This is a genomic window from Paraburkholderia sp. J94 (assembly GCF_905220285.1).
Classification (GTDB): Bacteria; Pseudomonadota; Gammaproteobacteria; order Burkholderiales; family Burkholderiaceae; genus Paraburkholderia; species Paraburkholderia tropica_A.
The window spans coordinates 223,631-238,508 of the sequence record NZ_CAJMZH010000009.1; the positions used below are offsets into that span (position 1 = coordinate 223,631).

A 14,878-nucleotide genomic window follows, 5' to 3' on the forward strand; every position below is an offset into this window, starting at 1 on the left:
GCGATCATGCGCCGCGCCCAACAAAAAGGGCGTCCCGAAGGACGCCCTTTCGCGCATGTGCACCACGCCCGCGAAGCGGGCGCGGCGTCGTGCGTGCTTAGAACTTGTGGCGGATGCCGACGCGCACCGCGACCTGGTTCTGCGAACCCGTGCCCGACGGCGCGAAGATGCTCGACGACGAATCGCCGATCTGTGCCTGCACCGCCTGGCCCTTGTACGTGCCCGATGCGTCCTGGTAGGCCACGAGGCCGTAGACGTCCGTGCGCTTGCTCAGCGCGTAGTCGACCGAACCGTTGACCTGGTTCCAGTGGGCGTTCACGAGACCCGACGAACGCGAGTACGTGTAGCCCAGGCCGCCCGTCAGGGCCGGCGTGAAGGCGTACTTCACGCCTGCTTCGTACGCGTTGTAGATCGTCGACGAACCCGTGATCGGCTCGAAGCGCGTGTTCGTCCACAGCAGCCATGCCGTAGCCGGGCCGTAGACATAGCGGCCGCCGAAGCCGAACGAGCGCAGGTCGCGGATAGTGCCGCCGCCCGTCGTGTTGACGTTGGCGAGCGTGGTCGAGAACGTCGTCGGCGATGCTGCTGCCGGGTACGTGATGTCCGTGTACGCGCCGCCGAGGCTGAACGGACCGTACGCGTAGTTCGCGCCGAAGCTGAATGCGCGCGACGAAGCCGTCGACGTGCCCGAAGCCGAGCCGGCGAACGACGTCGTGTTCGAGAAGCCGTACATGCCGCCGAACGTGAAGCCCGAGAAGTTCACGCTCTGGAACTTGACGGCGTTGCTGATACGGCTCGACGTCAGCTGGTCGACGTCGTTGACGTGGTACGCCCAGTTGCCCGAAACCGTGTTGCCGCCGGTCGAGTACAGCGAACCGAGGACGTCCGTGCTGAACGAGTATTGACGGCCGAAGGTCAGCGAGCCGATGTTGCTTTGCGTCAGACCGACGTAGGCTTGACGGCCGAACATCGAGCTACCTTGGCCAGCCGTGCCGTTGCCGCTGTTGAAGCCGTTTTCGAGCACGAAGATTGCCTTGAGGCCGCCGCCCAGGTCTTCCGAGCCGCGCAGGCCCCAACGGCTGCCTTGCGCCACGCCGTCACCGTACTGGATTGCCTTCGCGCTGCCCGTCGACGTCTGCACGTGATTGATGTAGCTCACGCCTGCGTCGATCAAGCCATACAGGGTCACGCTGCTTTGAGCGTGGGCCGCGCCCGCAATGGTTGCAAGGATAGCGGTGGTCAGAATTTTCTTTTTCAACTGTTGCTCCGGGTGAAGGAAAAGTATGTGCCGGCCTCTTTTGGGCCGGTCTGTGCGACGCGCTGCAATTTAAGGGTCGAGAACGAAAGGATTGTGACAGTAAGGAAATGCCTCATGAATGTCGCCAGGGTGTGGTGTAAAAGCGACAAGAGGCTTGCGGCCAGGCCGAAGCGGCGCAAATCCAGTCAGGGAGCGGCTTGCGAGCCGATTTGAAAGAAAATTCCGGCGCAAAAAGGACGATTTCGCGCGTTATAAAATTTTCTGCTTTGAACGATTGGATTTCGTATATGGATCGCGGCTTTTAGCAGATTTATTTGCGGATCCATGCAATTGATTGAGCCGCGGAATGAGCCGCGCATGGCATTTTTTATCGCGCGAACAAAGTTGGGATTGCGAAGTAACTGGTAAATCGGCAAGCCGCGCAATAAGCGTATTACGCCATGGCTCACCGGTTGCGATGAGCCATGACGAAGACGTCGATAAGGGAGGGATTTACAGCGAGAGCAGCGAGCCCGAGCGGATCGGCGTGTCGCCGGCGATGCGCGCGACTTCCATGCCGGCCGTCGCGAAGCGCGCGCTGTGACGCGCGTACATCACGCCGCTCACGCTGGCGTGCAGCGTGATCAGCTCGTCGGTGAGCGGATCGACGATATCGGCGACCGGCGCGCCCGCTTCGAGCCACGCGCCGCATTCGGCGCGAAACACGATCACGCCGCTCGTCGGCGCGACGATCGGCTCCGTGCCCGCGAGCGGCGTGGCCGGATGCGCGAGCGGCGGCAGCGGCGCGGCGTCGCCGGCAATCACGCCGCGCGCAGTCAGATACTCGACGATGGCCTGGGCGTCGTGCTCGGCGAATTCATGCGAGACGTCGCGCTGGCTGCGCAGTTCGACGGTCACCGAAATCGAGCCGTGCGGAATCGGGAAACGCTCGCCGAAGCGCTCGCGCAGATCGCTCCAGCAGAAGCTGTGAATCTCATCGAACGGATTGCCGATCGAGTTCAGCGCGAGCAGCGAGGCCTTCGCGTCGAGATAGCGCGCGAGCGGCTCGACTTCGGGCCACAGTTCGGGGTTCGTGTAGATGTGCATCGCGGCTTCCCAGTCGCAATGCAGGTCGAGCACGATATCGGCGTCGAACGAGAGACGTTGCAGCGCGAGGCGTTGCGAATCGAGTTCGGTCTTCGGCTGCTGCGCCGCGAGCGCTTCGCCCATCGCCTGGCGGATGGTCTTCAGGTTCGTGGCGGCATCCGCGCCCAGACGCGCCTCGATATGCGGCAGCACGAGCGCCGCGAGGTCGTGGAAGTTGCGGTTGTAGTTCTGTGCCGTGTTCGATTCGAAGCGGCCCACGAGATGGCCGAGCCAGTGCTGGTTCAGGCCGATCGGGTTCGCCACCGGCACGATCACGATCTCTCCGCGCAGGCGTCCGGCGGCTTCGAGCGCGGCGAGCTTGCGGCGCAGCGTCCACGAGACGAGCATGCCGGGCAGTTCGTCGGCGTGCAGCGACGACTGGATGTAGACCTTCGGGCCGCCCGTCGAGGCCGCAGTCGCGTCGGCGGCGGGGCCGTAATGGAAGCTCGTGATCTGTCGCGCGGTGCCGAGGGCGGGCGCGATCAGCGCATGGTTGCGGGTTTGCATGATGAGTGCGCGCGACGCGGTTGAGCGCGAGGCGCGTTCGAAGTGACGGTAGGTTGTCGGTCCGCTGGCGGACCGGTGCCCATGATCTTAGCCGATCTGCGCAAGCGGCAGAATCGCGGCGGCGGCGCGCCCCAAAGCAAAAAGCCCAGACCGGGGTCTGGGCTTTTACCGTTCGCGGACCGCGCGGTGGCGGTCGCGAAGCAGACGCTGCGAGGCTTAGCCGCCGTACACGTCGAAGTCGAAGTACTTGGCTTCGATCTTCTTGTACGTGCCGTCCTTGATCATGTCGGCGATGGCCTTGTCGATCTTCGCCTTCAGGTCGGTGTCTTCCTTGCGCAGGCCGATGGCCGCCGCGCCCGTCGGGATTTCCTTGCCCGCGAACTGGAAGCCCGCGCCGCGCGGGGTCTTCAGGAAGCCGATGTCGGCCTGCACTTCGTCTTGCAGCGCGGCGTCCAGACGGCCCGAGATCAGGTCGGCGTAGACCTGGTCCTGGTTCTGGTAAGGCACCACGTTCACGCCCTTCGGCGCCCAGTTTTCCTTCGCGTAGGTTTCCTGGATCGTGCCTTGCTCGACGCCCACCGACTTGCCCTTGAGCGAGTCAGCCGTCGGCTGGAAGCTCGTGCCCTTCTTGGCGACGAGGCGCGTCGGCGTGTTGAACAGCTTGGCCGAGAACGCGATCTGTTCCTGACGTTGCGGGGTGATGGTCATCGACGAGAGCACGCCGTCGAACTTCTTCGCCTTCAGGCCCGGAATCATGCCGTCGAAATCCTGCTCGACCCACACGCACTTCGCGTTCATGCGCTTGCAGATTTCGTTGCCGAGATCGATGTCGAAACCGACCAGCTTGCCATCGGGTGCTTTCGATTCGAACGGCGCGTAGCTCGCGTCGACGCCGAAGCGCATGGTGGTCCAGTCCTTCGCCTGGGCGACGTTGGCCGAGACGGCCAGCAGGGCAACCGACAGGGTGGCAAGCAGTTTCTTCACTATGTGTACTCCTCGTATGGTTCAGGACGCGCAGCGTGCGGTCGTGCCGCCGCCGCGCTGTGTTCCGGCGCGGCTCGCGCAGGAACTGTGGTGGCCTCGCAATTCACGTCGGGCGTGTTGCGAGCGGCGCCGCAAAGCTTACCCGGTCAAAATTGCTGCGTCGCTAGTGAAATACCGGATGGCGGGAGAGGCAACGCTCTAGCGCCTGTTCGCGGATCGCGGACGTCGGCCGCAAAGCCTTGCTGGACAAGGCGTGCGGCGTATCGATGCAGGCTCGCGGGAGAGGCGCGCGAGCGCGATTGCGATGCTCTGCCGCAACAGTCGGATGACTGCGCAAGCACCGATGTGGCGCGGCGCGCGGAACTTGAAGGGAAGTTGAAAACGAAACGAGAGCGCGCCGTTGGTTTTCGACGGCGCGCCGTTGGCTTCGCAGCAAGCCAGGGCGCGCCGATATCGCATTGCAGCAATGCCGCCGATGCGTGCATGAGCGTGCTTGAAGCACGTTCAGCGCAGGTTCACCACGCGCTTAAACCCCGTGTTTAAACCGCGCGCTTGAATCACATGCTTAAACCACGCGCTGACCCGCGCGCCACGTTGCGCGCGGCACCGGCAGCGAGTCGAGCATGGTCACGCGCACGAAGTCGGCGCGCAGGCCCGGTTCGATCGCGCCGCGGTCGTGCAGGCCGGCCTTGCGCGCGGGCTCCCACGACACGGTGGCGACCGCGCGCGGCAGCGTCCAGTCGGCCTTGGTGACGAGGTCGAACGCAGCGGTCAGCAGGCTCGACGGCACATAGTCCGACGAGAGGATGTCGAGCAGATCCGCCTGCGCCAGCTCCAGCGCCGACACATTGCCCGAATGCGAGCCGCCGCGCACCACGTTCGGCGCGCCCATGATGGTGGCGATGCCGCGCTGCTTCGAGGCTTCGGCGGCGAGGCGCGTGGTCGGGAATTCGGCCAGCACGATGCCTTCTTCGGCCGCTTGTTCGACGTGCTCGACCAGCGTGTCGTCGTGGCTCGCGAGCGGGATGTGGCGCGCGCGGCAGCGCTCGACGATCTCGCGGCGGTGCGCATCGGCGTAACGCTCCTGCTCGGTGGCCATTTCGGCGAGCAGGTTGTCGGCGTGCTCGTCGGTCCATTTGCCGTGGCGCTCCTGATAGCGGCGCCACTGCGCGCGGTCGTGCCATTGGCGCTGGCCCGGCGTGTGGTCCATCACCGAGGCGAGGCGCAGCAGCGGGTGCACGCTGAGCGTGTCGAATAGTTCGATCACGTCCTCGGTGGCGATCTCGCAGCGCAGATGCAGGAAGTGATCGGCGCGCAGCAGCTTGCGTTCGGTGAAGCGCGAGAGCGCGGCGGCGCTCGCGAGCTGCACGTCACGGCCGCGCACGCCCACCGAAAGGCGCGTGCCGATGGCGAGCGCATCGAACACCGTGGTGATGCCGGCGGCGGCGATCTGCGCGTCGTGGATCACGAACGCGGCGTCGATGTTCCAGTGCACGCCGGGACGCGGCGCGAGGTGTTTTTCGAGGTTGTCGGTGTGCAGTTCGACGAGGCCGGGCAGCAGGAAGTCGCCTTCCCAGTCCTCGGCTTCGGACGCGGCGGTCGTGCCGCGCGACAGCTCGCGGATCATGCCGTCTTCCACGCGCAGCGTGCCGGTGAATACGTCGTCTCGCGTCACGATGCGAGCGTTGGTGATCAACATCGTCGGGCTCCAGAAATCAGGTCGTCATCAGGTTGTGGCGCGCGCGGATCAAAGCCGGTTCCATGCCTCTAGTGTGCATGCCGCGCGTGACACGTTGCAGTTTCTTCGCGTGGTCCGTTATGCGGCAGCCTGCGCTTCCACGGCGGCAGGCGCGCGCGGCGCGGCGAGCGTCAGCACGCGCGTGGCGACGCGCTCGCGCGTGTCCTCGTCATGGAACACGCCGACGATCGCCGCGCCGCGCTCGCGCGCCTCGACGATCAGTTGCGCGACCACGGCGCGGTTTTCCGCATCGAGCGACGCCGTGGGCTCGTCGAGCAATAGCACGCGATGCTGCGCGATCAGGCCGCGCGCGATGTTCACGCGCTGCTGCTCGCCGCCCGAAAACGTCGCCGGCGCGAGCGGCCACAAACGCTGCGGCACGTTCAGGCGCGCGAGCAACTGCGCGGCGCGCTCGCGCGCTTCGTCTTCATCGACGCTGCGCGCCACCAGCGGCGCGGCCACGATATCGAGCGTGCTCACGCGCGGAATCACGCGCAGAAACTGGCTCACGTAGCCCACCACGTTGCGGCGCAGACGCAGCACGTCGTGCGGCTCCGCGCCCGTGATTTCCAGATGCTGATGCGGCAGCGCGTCGTCGCGGATCGCGATGGCGCCGCCGCTCGCGAGATAGTTGCCGTACAGGCAGCGCAAAAACGTGCTCTTGCCCGCGCCCGAGGGACCGACGAGCACGACGCATTCGCCGCGCTCGACATCGAGCGAGACGCCCGCGAGCGCCTCGATGCCGATACCGCCCTGACCATGCAGCGTGAAGGTCTTGCGCACGTCTTCGGCGCGCAGCATGAGCGCGGGGCGCTCGGCGAACGCGCGCGCGGATGAGGGATTGAGTGTCATCGTGTTCACCATCCTAGACCGGCAGCACCGAGGCCACCAGCGTCTGCGTATAGGGATGCTGCGGGTCGTCGAGCACCTGATCGGTCAGGCCCGATTCGACCACCGTGCCGCCTTGCATCACCATCAGACGATGCGCGAGCAGGCGCGCCACGCCGATGTCGTGCGTGACGATCAGCACCGAAAGATGCAGCGTGGTCGTGAGCGTGCGCAGCAGGTCGAGCAGGCGCGCCTGCACGGAGACGTCGAGGCCCGCCGTGGGTTCGTCCATGAAGACGAGGCGCGGACCGGTCACGAGATTGCGCGCGATTTGCAGGCGCTGCTGCATGCCGCCCGAAAACGCCGAAGGCAGTTCGTCGATGCGCGTGGCGTCGAGTTCTACACGCGACATCCATTGCTGCGCGGTGTGGCGGATCTGCCCGTAATGACGCGCGCCCACGGCCATCAGCGGCTCGCCGATATTCGCGCCCGCCGAGACGCCCGCGCGCAGTCCGTCGCGCGGATTCTGCTGCACGAAGCCCCATTCGGTGCGCGCGAGCAGGCGTCGGCGCGGCTCGGAGAGCGTGCGCAGATCGAGCGTTTCGCCGTTCGCGTTCACGTAGCTCAACGCGCCGGAATCGGCGGGCGTGCGCAGCGCGAGCGTGTTGAGCAGCGTGGTCTTGCCCGAGCCCGATTCGCCGACGATGCAGAGCACTTCGCCGGGATACAGGTCGAAGCTCACGTCGCGGCAGCCGTTCTTGCCGCCGAACTGCTTCGTGAGCTGGCGGGCGCTGAGTAGCGGCGTCATGCGTGGTCTCCCGGTTGATTGAACTGTTCGGTATCCTGATGTTCACGGCGATCGTGGCAATAATCGCTGTCCGAGCAGACGAACATGCGCTGGCCCGCATCGTCGACGATCATTTCGTCGAGGAAACTCTCGCGCGAACCGCACAGCGCGCACGCGTGTTCCCAGCGCTGCACCTCGAACGGGTGATCGTCGAAATCGAGCGATTTCACCGGCGTATAAGGCGGAATCGCATAGATGCGGCGCTCGCGGCCCGCGCCGAACAACTGCAGCGCGGCGTTCATGTGCAGCTTCGGATTGTCGAACTTCGGGATCGGCGAAGGCGAGGCCAGATAGCGGCCGTTCACCGTCACCGGATAGTCGTAGGTGGTGGCGATGCTGCCGTGCTGCACGATGTCCTCGTAGAGCTTCACGCTGATGAGCCCGTAGTCGGCGAGCGCGTGCAGCTTCTTGCACTCGGCCACGCGCGGCTCCAGCCGGTACAGCGGCTCGGGCATCGGCACCTGATAGACGAGAATCTGCTTCTCGGTGAGCGGCGTTTCGGGAATGCGATGGCGCGTCTGCACGATGGTCGCTTCGCTTGTGCGGCGCGTGGTCGCCACGCCCGTCGTGCGCGCGAAAAAGCGGCGGATGTTCACGGCATTGGTCGTATCGTCGGAACCTTGATCGATGACCTTGAGCGTGTCGTTCGCGCCGATGATCGCCGCCGTCACCTGAATGCCGCCCGTGCCCCAGCCATACGGTAGCGGCATTTCGCGCGAGGCGAACGGCACCTGGTAGCCGGGCACCGCCACGGCCTTGAGCAGCGCGCGGCGGATCATGCGCTTGGTCTGCTCGTCGAGATAGGCGAAGTTGTAGCCGTCGGCGGCCTGCGTTTCGTGCGAGGCGAGCGACGTGTCGAAGGTGTCGGGCGCGTTCATGCGGCGTCTCCTTCATGCTGCGCGCGCAGGCGGCGCACGAGTTCGAGTTCTGACTGGAAGTCCACGTAATGCGGCAGTTTCAGATGCTGCACGAAACCCGAGGCTTCCACGTTGTCGCTGTGCGAGAGCATGAATTCGATGTCCTGGGTGGGCGAGGCGAGCGTCTCGCCGAGTTCTTCCGCACGCAGCGCGCGGTCGACCAGCGCCATCGCCATGGCCTTGCGCTCCGCGTGGCCGAACGTGAGGCCGTAGCCCTGCGTGAACGCGGGCGGCACGTCCTTGCTGCCCGCGAACTGGTTGATCATCTGGCACTCGGTCAAGTCGATTTCGCCGATCTCGACCGCTTCGCCCAACTCGTCCAGCACCATCTCCACGGCCACCGAGCCGAAGCGGATCTCGCCCGCGAACGGATGCGAATGCGCGTAGCCGCGCTGCGTGGCGTAGCCCATCGCGAGCAGGAAGCCTTCGTCGCCGCGCGCGAGGTTTTGCAGGCGCACCGAGCGGTCGGCGGGAAACGATAGCGGCTCGCGCGAGAGGTCGCCCGGTTCGGCGGCGTCCGGCGAGACGGTTTCCTGCTCGATCAAGCCTTCTTTGTTCAGCAGCGTGACGACGCGCGGCATCGGTTCGGTTTCCTGTGGCGGAAGTGCCGAGGCGATTGATTCGGTATCCGTATCGTTATCGCCTTCCGCGAGCAGCGCGAAATCGAGCAGACGCTGCGTGTAATCGTAAGTCGCGCCGAGCACCTGACCGCCGGGCACGTCCTTGAAGGTCGCGGAAATACGGCGCTCCACCACCATGTTTTCCGTTTCCACGGGCAGCGTATAGCCGAAACGCGGCAGCGTCGTGCGATACGCGCGCAGCAGAAAGATCGCTTCGACGAGATCGCCCGCAGCCTGCTTGATCGCGAGCGCCGCGAGTTCCTCGTCGTAGACCGAGCCTTCGGCCATCACGCGCGCCACGGCAAGGCGCATCTGTTCGCGGATCTGCGCGACGCTGAGTTCGGGCACGTCCGTGTCGCCACGGCGTGCCTTGTCGAGCAGACGCCACGACGCTTCGATCGCGCGCTCTCCTCCTTTGACGGCGACGTACATCAGTTCATCTCCACGCGAGTCGTGCGCGGCAGGCCCATGAGGCGGTCGCCGCACACGAAATAGAAGTCGATGCCGCACGGAAAGAGCGGCGCGAGCGCGGCGCGTTCCTGCCAGAAACGCGCGGGCAGTCCAACGGGCGCGATGGTCTGCGTCGATGCGATGCCGGGGCCGCGCAGCGTGAGCGGCGCGCCTTCGGTCAGCGAGTCGACGCGCACGAACACGGTGGCCGACTGCTCCGGCGACTCGGGCGTGCCGCTCGCGAACGCGTCGAGCGGCGGCAGCGCGGCGGCGGCGTGCACGTAGGCGAACGCGGCTTCGTGCGGGGTGGCGGCGAGCGGCGCGTCGGCATGAAAGCGCAGCGCGGCGGCGAGCGCGGCGTCGGGCTGCGCGAGCCAGACCGGCGTGGCGTAATCGGCGAGCGCGAGCAGGGCCGCGAAGGCCGCGAGGCCCGCGCGGTCTTGCTGTTGTTTTTGCTCCGATTGCGTCGATTGCGTCGCTGAAGCGGCGGCGGGCAGCGGCGTTTCGATCACGCCGATCGTGCCCGGACGCGCGAGCGCATCGAGCAGCGTGCGGAACACCGTTTGCGTGTCGTGGACCGGATCGGCGAAACCGGGCGCGAGCGCTTCCAGCATCGCGTGTGTGGGCGTGTGGGTGGGCATCTGAGCGTCGTTCATGCGTCGCCTCGAACCATCGTGAAGAACTCGACCTTGGTGCTGGCCGCCTCGTCGCGGCGCTCGGCGCGCTGTGCCGCGAGGCGTTGCGCGAGCGGGGCGATCAATTCGGCGTGCAGTTGCGCGTGGCGGGCGGGCTGTTGCAGGAGCGCGTCGGCGAGCGCGGCCAGTTCGGCGCGGCGCTTGTCGCGGCCCAGATGGCAGGCGACGCCGACCGTGGCGGCTTCGCCTTCGGGCGCGCGCAGCCGCAGCGTGGCGCGCGTGACCGTAGCTTCGCCGAGGTTGAAGGCGTTGCCGGTGCCGCCGACGCGTCCGCGCACCATCGCGAGACCCGTCTGGGGCGGCCGCAGCCAGTCGTAGGAGGGCGCCGGGGCGCCGCCGAGGACGCTGACGAGCGCCGTTTCAAGCTCGGCGCGCGACGTGCGGGCGAGGACCGCCATCCAGGCGCGCCGGGCGTCGGAGCCGGCGGCGGTGGGCGGGGCGGAAGATGCGTTCATCGGAGTTCCTGTGTCGAGAACGGGAGGATCATTTCAGACCACTGCGAATGACAACGACTGCGGGAAATCTGGCGCCACTTTTCTGCCGCGTTTCTGGCGGACCCGGGCTAGACATTTGAGCATCTATTCATCCAGACGTCTAGACGTTTAATGGTACAGTCGACCGAACACGGCGGACGGGGCGTTTCATATTTCCATCACGCCTTGCGCACTACAATGCGCAAAACGATATTGAAAACCAGAGGAATGACAGCACCATGACATCGAACGACGAGGCGACGCACAGCACGCTCGAACGCGGCGCGGGCGTGGCGGTGTGGCGGCAGATCGAGCAGATTCTCGCGGCGGAGATCGCGGCGAAGGGTTTCGGCGAGGACGGCCGCCTGCCGAGCGAGGGCGAACTGGCGCGGCGCTTCGACGTGAACCGCCATACGGTGCGGCGCGCGATGCTGGGCCTCGCCGCGCTCGGTCTCGTGAGCGTCGAGCAGGGGCGCGGCACCTTCGTGCAGCCCGGCGCGATCGACTACAGCATCGGCAAGCGCACGCGCTTCACGGAAAACCTGCAACGTCATCAGCATTCGGCGGTGGGGCGGCTGCTCGCCTCGTCGCGCGTGAAGGCCGATCCCACGGCGGCCAAGGCGCTCGGTTTGCGCGCGGGCGCGCTGGTCTATCGGCTGGAAACGCTGCACGAGTCGGACGGCGTGCCGCTCACTTACGCGCGCAGCTGGTATCCGGCCGCGCGTTTCGCCGATCTGCCCGCCGTGATGGAGCGCGTGGACAGCACTTCGAAGGCGCTCGCCGAATTCGGCGTGACCGACTATCTGCGCAAGTGGAGCCGCATCGGCAGCGTGCTGCCCGAGCCCGAAGTGGCGCGTCGGCTGAACATCAATCGCCAGCAGCCGGTGCTGTGGGTCGAAAACGTCGACGTCGATATCGACGGTACGCCGATCAAATACGGCATCACGCATTTCGCGGCCGACCGCGTGCAACTGATGGTGGAGCACGACCTATGAGTCCGGCGCAGGCGTTGCGGGCCGCGAATCTCGCGGAGGAAGGCTGGACCGGCGCGACGCGTTTCGCGCTCTATTACGCGCCGCCGCGCGAGTCGGCCTGGTGGCGCGAAGGCTGCGCGTGGCTCGGGCGCGATCCCGAAAGCGGCGCGACGCTGACGCCGCCCGCCATCGACGGGCTCGCGCGGCCGCTCGGCGCGCTGACGCTCGCACCGAGCCGCTACGGCTGGCACGGCACCCTGGTGCCGCCGTTTCGTCTGGCTGCGGGCGTGACGCCCGAAGCGCTGTGCGCCGCCGTGCAGACGTGGGCCGCGCGGCGCGCGGGCTTCGAAGTGGCGGCCGAGGCGGCCACGCTCGGGCGCTTCGTCGCGCTGCGCGCCGCCGAGGAAACGGGCGAGCGTGCGCTGCGCGAACTGGCCGCCGACGCGCTGCGCACGCTCGCGCCGCTGCGCGCCACGCAGACCGCCGCCGAACTCGCGAAGCGTCTCGACGCGCCGCTCACGCCACGTCAGCGCGAGTACGTCGAGACTTGGGGCTATCCGTATGTGTTCGACGAATTCCGCTTTCACATGACGCTCTCCGATTCACTCGACGACAGCGCCGCGCGCGCGCAACTCACGCAGGCCTGGAATACGCGGATGCGCGACGCGGGCGCGCTGCCGGTGCACGGCGTGGCGCTTTACGTGGAGCCGCGTCCGGGCGCGCCGTTCGCGCTCTGGCGGCGCGCGGCGTTTGCGGCGGGAGTGCGCGAATGACCTCCGCTACCAGCACGACACCTCTCACCGCCACGCGCCTGATCTACGTGATGGGGCCGTCGGGCGCGGGCAAGGACACGCTGCTCGGCTATGCGCGCGCGCGGCTCGCGAGCGAAGGCGTGGTGTTCGCGCATCGCTACATCACGCGCGAGGACGGCGGCCCGGAGAATCACATCGCGCTGACCGACGCCGAATTCGAAGCGCGCTCGACGCGCGGCCTGTTCGCGCTGCAATGGCGCAGCCACGCGCTGCGTTACGGCATCGGCGTGGAAATCGATCAGTGGCTGGCGCTCGGCTGCACGGTGGTCGTGAACGGCTCGCGCGCCTACGTGAACGACGCGCTCGCGCGTTATCCGCGCATGACGCTCGTGCACGTGGAAGCCGCGCCGCACGTGCTCGCCGCGCGGCTCGCCTCGCGCGCGCGGGAGACGCCCGAGCAGGTCGCCGCGCGGCTGGCGCGGCGCGCGCCGTTCGAGGTGCCCGCGGGCGCGTCGTTCACGCGCATCGACAATTCTGGCCGCCTCGACGAGGCCGGCATCGCGTTCGTGCGCGCCGTGCAGCGGGTAGCGATGGACTAAGCCGCCTGGAGCCGGGATCGGCCCGTGGGCTGTGTGGGTTCTTGTTGCCGTGCGCGTTATTTTTGGCCGCCCCAATATGGCATGAGAAGATGCAGGCGACCCCGCGAATCATGCGCAAACCAAAACGAGAACGCCCTTGGACCGTTTCCAGGAGATGCAGATCTTTACGCGCATCGTCGATCGCCGCAGCTTCACGCAGGCGGCCGAAGATCTGAACTTGCCGCGCGCCACCGTCACGAATTCGATCAAACGTCTGGAGACCCGTCTCGGGGTGCGCCTGCTCGAACGCACCACGCGCCACGTGAAGCCCACGCACGACGGCGAAGCCTACTATCAGCGCTGCACGCGCCTGCTCGCCGACCTGGAAGAAACCGAGGAAGCGTTCCGCGACACCGACCCGCAAGGCCGCTTGCGCGTGAACATGCAGGAGACGCTCGCGCGTTACTTCGTGATGCCGCGCCTCGGGCAGTTTCTCGAACGTTATCCGCGCGTGGAGCTGTTCATCGGCTCGGGCGATCATTTCGTCGATCTGGTGCGCGAGGGCATCGACTGCGTGCTGCGCGCGGGCGAACTGGCCGATTCGTCGATGATCGCGCGGCGCGTCGCGCTGCTCGAACAGGTGACGTGCGCGAGTCCCGCATACCTTGAACGTCACGGCGATCCGGCGACGATCGACGCGCTGCTCGACGGCCATCACGCCGTCAACTATCTCTCGCCGGCTTCGGGCCGCGCGCATCCGCTCGAATTCGCGCTGCCCGACGGCGTGCGCAACGTCACGCTGCCGGGACCGGTGGCGGTGAACGGCGCGGAACTGTATACGGCGGGCGCCGTCGCGGGACTGGGACTCGTGCAGGTGCCGCGCTATCGCGTGCGCGAGCAACTGGCCAACGGCGAGTTGTGCGTCGTGCTGGCGGACCAGCCGCCGCCGCCGATGCCGGTCTCGGTGCTGTATCCGCAGAGCCGGCAACTGGCGCTGCGCGTGCGCGCGTTCGCCGACTGGCTCGTGCAGGCGTTCGCCGAGGCGGGGTGAGGTTGAAGCGAGGCGCTGATGCCGCCGCGAGGCGGCGCGCGCCTCAGCGGCTCGTCAGGTGCGTTTCAAGTGCGCCGCGACACCATGCCGGAGACGCGCTGCGCGGCCTGCTGAAGCGGATCGAGGAAGGTCTTGACCATCTGCTTCGCGCTGGTGCGCTGGGCGTTGCCGCTGATGTTCATCGCGGCGATCACGCGGCCCTGGCGGTTGCGGATGGGCGCCGAAATCGAAATCAGCCCGCCTTCCAGTTCCTGATCGACGATGGCCCAGCCCTGCGCGCGCACCTGGGCGATGATCTTCTTGAGCTCGTCCTTGTCGGTGACGGTGCGCGGCGTGTGCGCGTAGAGCGGCGAGGCGCCGAGCGTGGCGTCGAGCGCGTCGTCGTCGAGCGCGGCCAGCAGCACGCGGCCCATCGACGTGCAATACGCGGGCAGGCGGCTGCCGATCGAGAGGTTGATCGTCATGATCTTGTGCGTGGGCACGCGCAGCACGTAGACGATCTCGGTGCGGTCGAGCACGGCCGCCGAGCAGCTTTCGTGGACCGTGGCCGAGAGTTCTTCCATGACCGGCTCGGCCAGATTCCAGAACGGCATCGACGTGAGATAGGCGAAGCCGAGGTCGAGAATCTTGGGCGTGAGCCGGAACAGGCGGCCGTCGGCCTCGACGTAGCCGAGCGTTTGCAGCGTGAGCAGGATGCGGCGCGCGCCGGCGCGCGTGAGGCCGGTGGCGGCCGCGACGTCGGTGAGCGTCTGCTCGGGGTGCTCGGCGTTGAACGCCCGGATCACGGAAAGGCCACGCGCGAACGACTGCACGTAGGAGTCGCCCGGCTTTTCGGGCGTGTCCGGCTGCTCGTCGGGACGGTCGGGCGAGGCGCTGGTGGCGGAAGTCATGGCGTCTTGGCGTCGGATCAAGGGCGGGAGGCGGCGCGTGAGGAACCCGTCACGATAGCGCAAGCGCATTGTTTCGCCAACCGGCATAGGGAAAAGCTGAGCGGATGCGGCGCGATCACGGGTTTCGTCCTCACATTTTATCCGTAGATTTGATTTAGCTCAATTTTCACCTCGCATAATCACATTGACGA

Annotated in this window: 15 protein-coding genes; 4 read left to right on the plus strand and 11 right to left on the minus strand. The window is 66.8% G+C overall.

The window, feature by feature from the left end:
- Window positions 1–97 precede the first annotated feature (97 nt).
- The 10 genes from U4Y88_RS20980 to phnG form a co-directional block, all read right to left on the minus strand.
- Window positions 98–1,258, minus strand: a complete 1,161-nt coding sequence (locus tag U4Y88_RS20980; RefSeq protein ID WP_321786084.1) for a porin — start codon at window positions 1,256–1,258, stop codon at window positions 98–100.
- A 492-nt stretch (window positions 1,259–1,750) separates the two neighbouring features.
- Window positions 1,751–2,890: a M14 family metallopeptidase gene (locus U4Y88_RS20985; RefSeq protein ID WP_310634420.1), complete on the minus strand. Its 1,140-nt coding sequence runs from the start codon at window positions 2,888–2,890 to the stop codon at window positions 1,751–1,753.
- A 216-nt stretch (window positions 2,891–3,106) separates the two neighbouring features.
- On the minus strand, window positions 3,107–3,874 hold the full coding sequence (locus U4Y88_RS20990; protein WP_321786086.1) for an ABC transporter substrate-binding protein: 768 nt from the start codon (window positions 3,872–3,874) through the stop codon (window positions 3,107–3,109).
- Window positions 3,875–4,439: 565 nt separating this feature from the next.
- Entirely contained in the window at window positions 4,440–5,573 is a 1,134-nt protein-coding gene (locus U4Y88_RS20995) for an alpha-D-ribose 1-methylphosphonate 5-triphosphate diphosphatase (RefSeq protein WP_321786088.1), read from the minus strand.
- Window positions 5,574–5,690: 117 nt separating this feature from the next.
- Window positions 5,691–6,464, minus strand: a complete 774-nt coding sequence (gene phnL / locus U4Y88_RS21000; RefSeq protein WP_321786090.1) for a phosphonate C-P lyase system protein PhnL — start codon at window positions 6,462–6,464, stop codon at window positions 5,691–5,693.
- 13 nt (window positions 6,465–6,477) lie between these two features.
- Complete coding sequence (gene phnK, locus U4Y88_RS21005; RefSeq protein ID WP_224013616.1) at window positions 6,478–7,248, minus strand: phosphonate C-P lyase system protein PhnK; 771 nt, start codon at window positions 7,246–7,248, stop codon at window positions 6,478–6,480.
- Complete coding sequence (locus U4Y88_RS21010) at window positions 7,245–8,165, minus strand: alpha-D-ribose 1-methylphosphonate 5-phosphate C-P-lyase PhnJ (protein ID WP_321786092.1); 921 nt, start codon at window positions 8,163–8,165, stop codon at window positions 7,245–7,247. The genes phnK and U4Y88_RS21010 overlap by 4 nt, the downstream gene beginning before the upstream one ends.
- A complete protein-coding gene (locus tag U4Y88_RS21015) occupies window positions 8,162–9,256 on the minus strand; it encodes a carbon-phosphorus lyase complex subunit PhnI (RefSeq protein ID WP_321786094.1) in 1,095 nt (364 codons plus the stop codon). Before U4Y88_RS21015 ends, U4Y88_RS21010 begins: the two co-directional genes overlap by 4 nt.
- Window positions 9,256–9,930, minus strand: coding sequence for a phosphonate C-P lyase system protein PhnH (gene phnH / locus U4Y88_RS21020; protein ID WP_321786096.1), 675 nt, complete (start codon window positions 9,928–9,930; stop codon window positions 9,256–9,258). The genes U4Y88_RS21015 and phnH overlap by 1 nt, the downstream gene beginning before the upstream one ends.
- A complete protein-coding gene (gene phnG / locus U4Y88_RS21025; protein WP_321786098.1) occupies window positions 9,927–10,424 on the minus strand; it encodes a phosphonate C-P lyase system protein PhnG in 498 nt (165 codons plus the stop codon). The genes phnH and phnG overlap by 4 nt, the downstream gene beginning before the upstream one ends.
- A gap of 257 nt (window positions 10,425–10,681) precedes the next feature.
- Here phnG and phnF point away from each other — a divergent pair, with 257 nt between their 5' ends.
- The 4 genes from phnF (at window position 10,682) to U4Y88_RS21045 (ending at window position 13,797) form a co-directional block, all read left to right on the plus strand.
- Window positions 10,682–11,437: a phosphonate metabolism transcriptional regulator PhnF gene (gene phnF / locus U4Y88_RS21030; protein ID WP_321786100.1), complete on the plus strand. Its 756-nt coding sequence runs from the start codon at window positions 10,682–10,684 to the stop codon at window positions 11,435–11,437.
- Entirely contained in the window at window positions 11,434–12,189 is a 756-nt protein-coding gene (locus U4Y88_RS21035; protein WP_321786102.1) for a DUF1045 domain-containing protein, read from the plus strand. Before phnF ends, U4Y88_RS21035 begins: the two co-directional genes overlap by 4 nt.
- Window positions 12,186–12,767, plus strand: coding sequence for a phosphonate metabolism protein/1,5-bisphosphokinase (PRPP-forming) PhnN (gene phnN, locus U4Y88_RS21040; RefSeq protein ID WP_321786104.1), 582 nt, complete (start codon window positions 12,186–12,188; stop codon window positions 12,765–12,767). Before U4Y88_RS21035 ends, phnN begins: the two co-directional genes overlap by 4 nt.
- Window positions 12,768–12,903: 136 nt before the next feature.
- Complete coding sequence (locus tag U4Y88_RS21045; protein WP_224013608.1) at window positions 12,904–13,797, plus strand: LysR family transcriptional regulator; 894 nt, start codon at window positions 12,904–12,906, stop codon at window positions 13,795–13,797.
- Between the two features lie 65 nt (window positions 13,798–13,862).
- Here U4Y88_RS21045 and U4Y88_RS21050 read toward each other — a convergent pair whose 3' ends face one another.
- Window positions 13,863–14,687: an IclR family transcriptional regulator gene (locus U4Y88_RS21050; protein ID WP_224013607.1), complete on the minus strand. Its 825-nt coding sequence runs from the start codon at window positions 14,685–14,687 to the stop codon at window positions 13,863–13,865.
- Window positions 14,688–14,878: the final 191 nt, after the last annotated feature.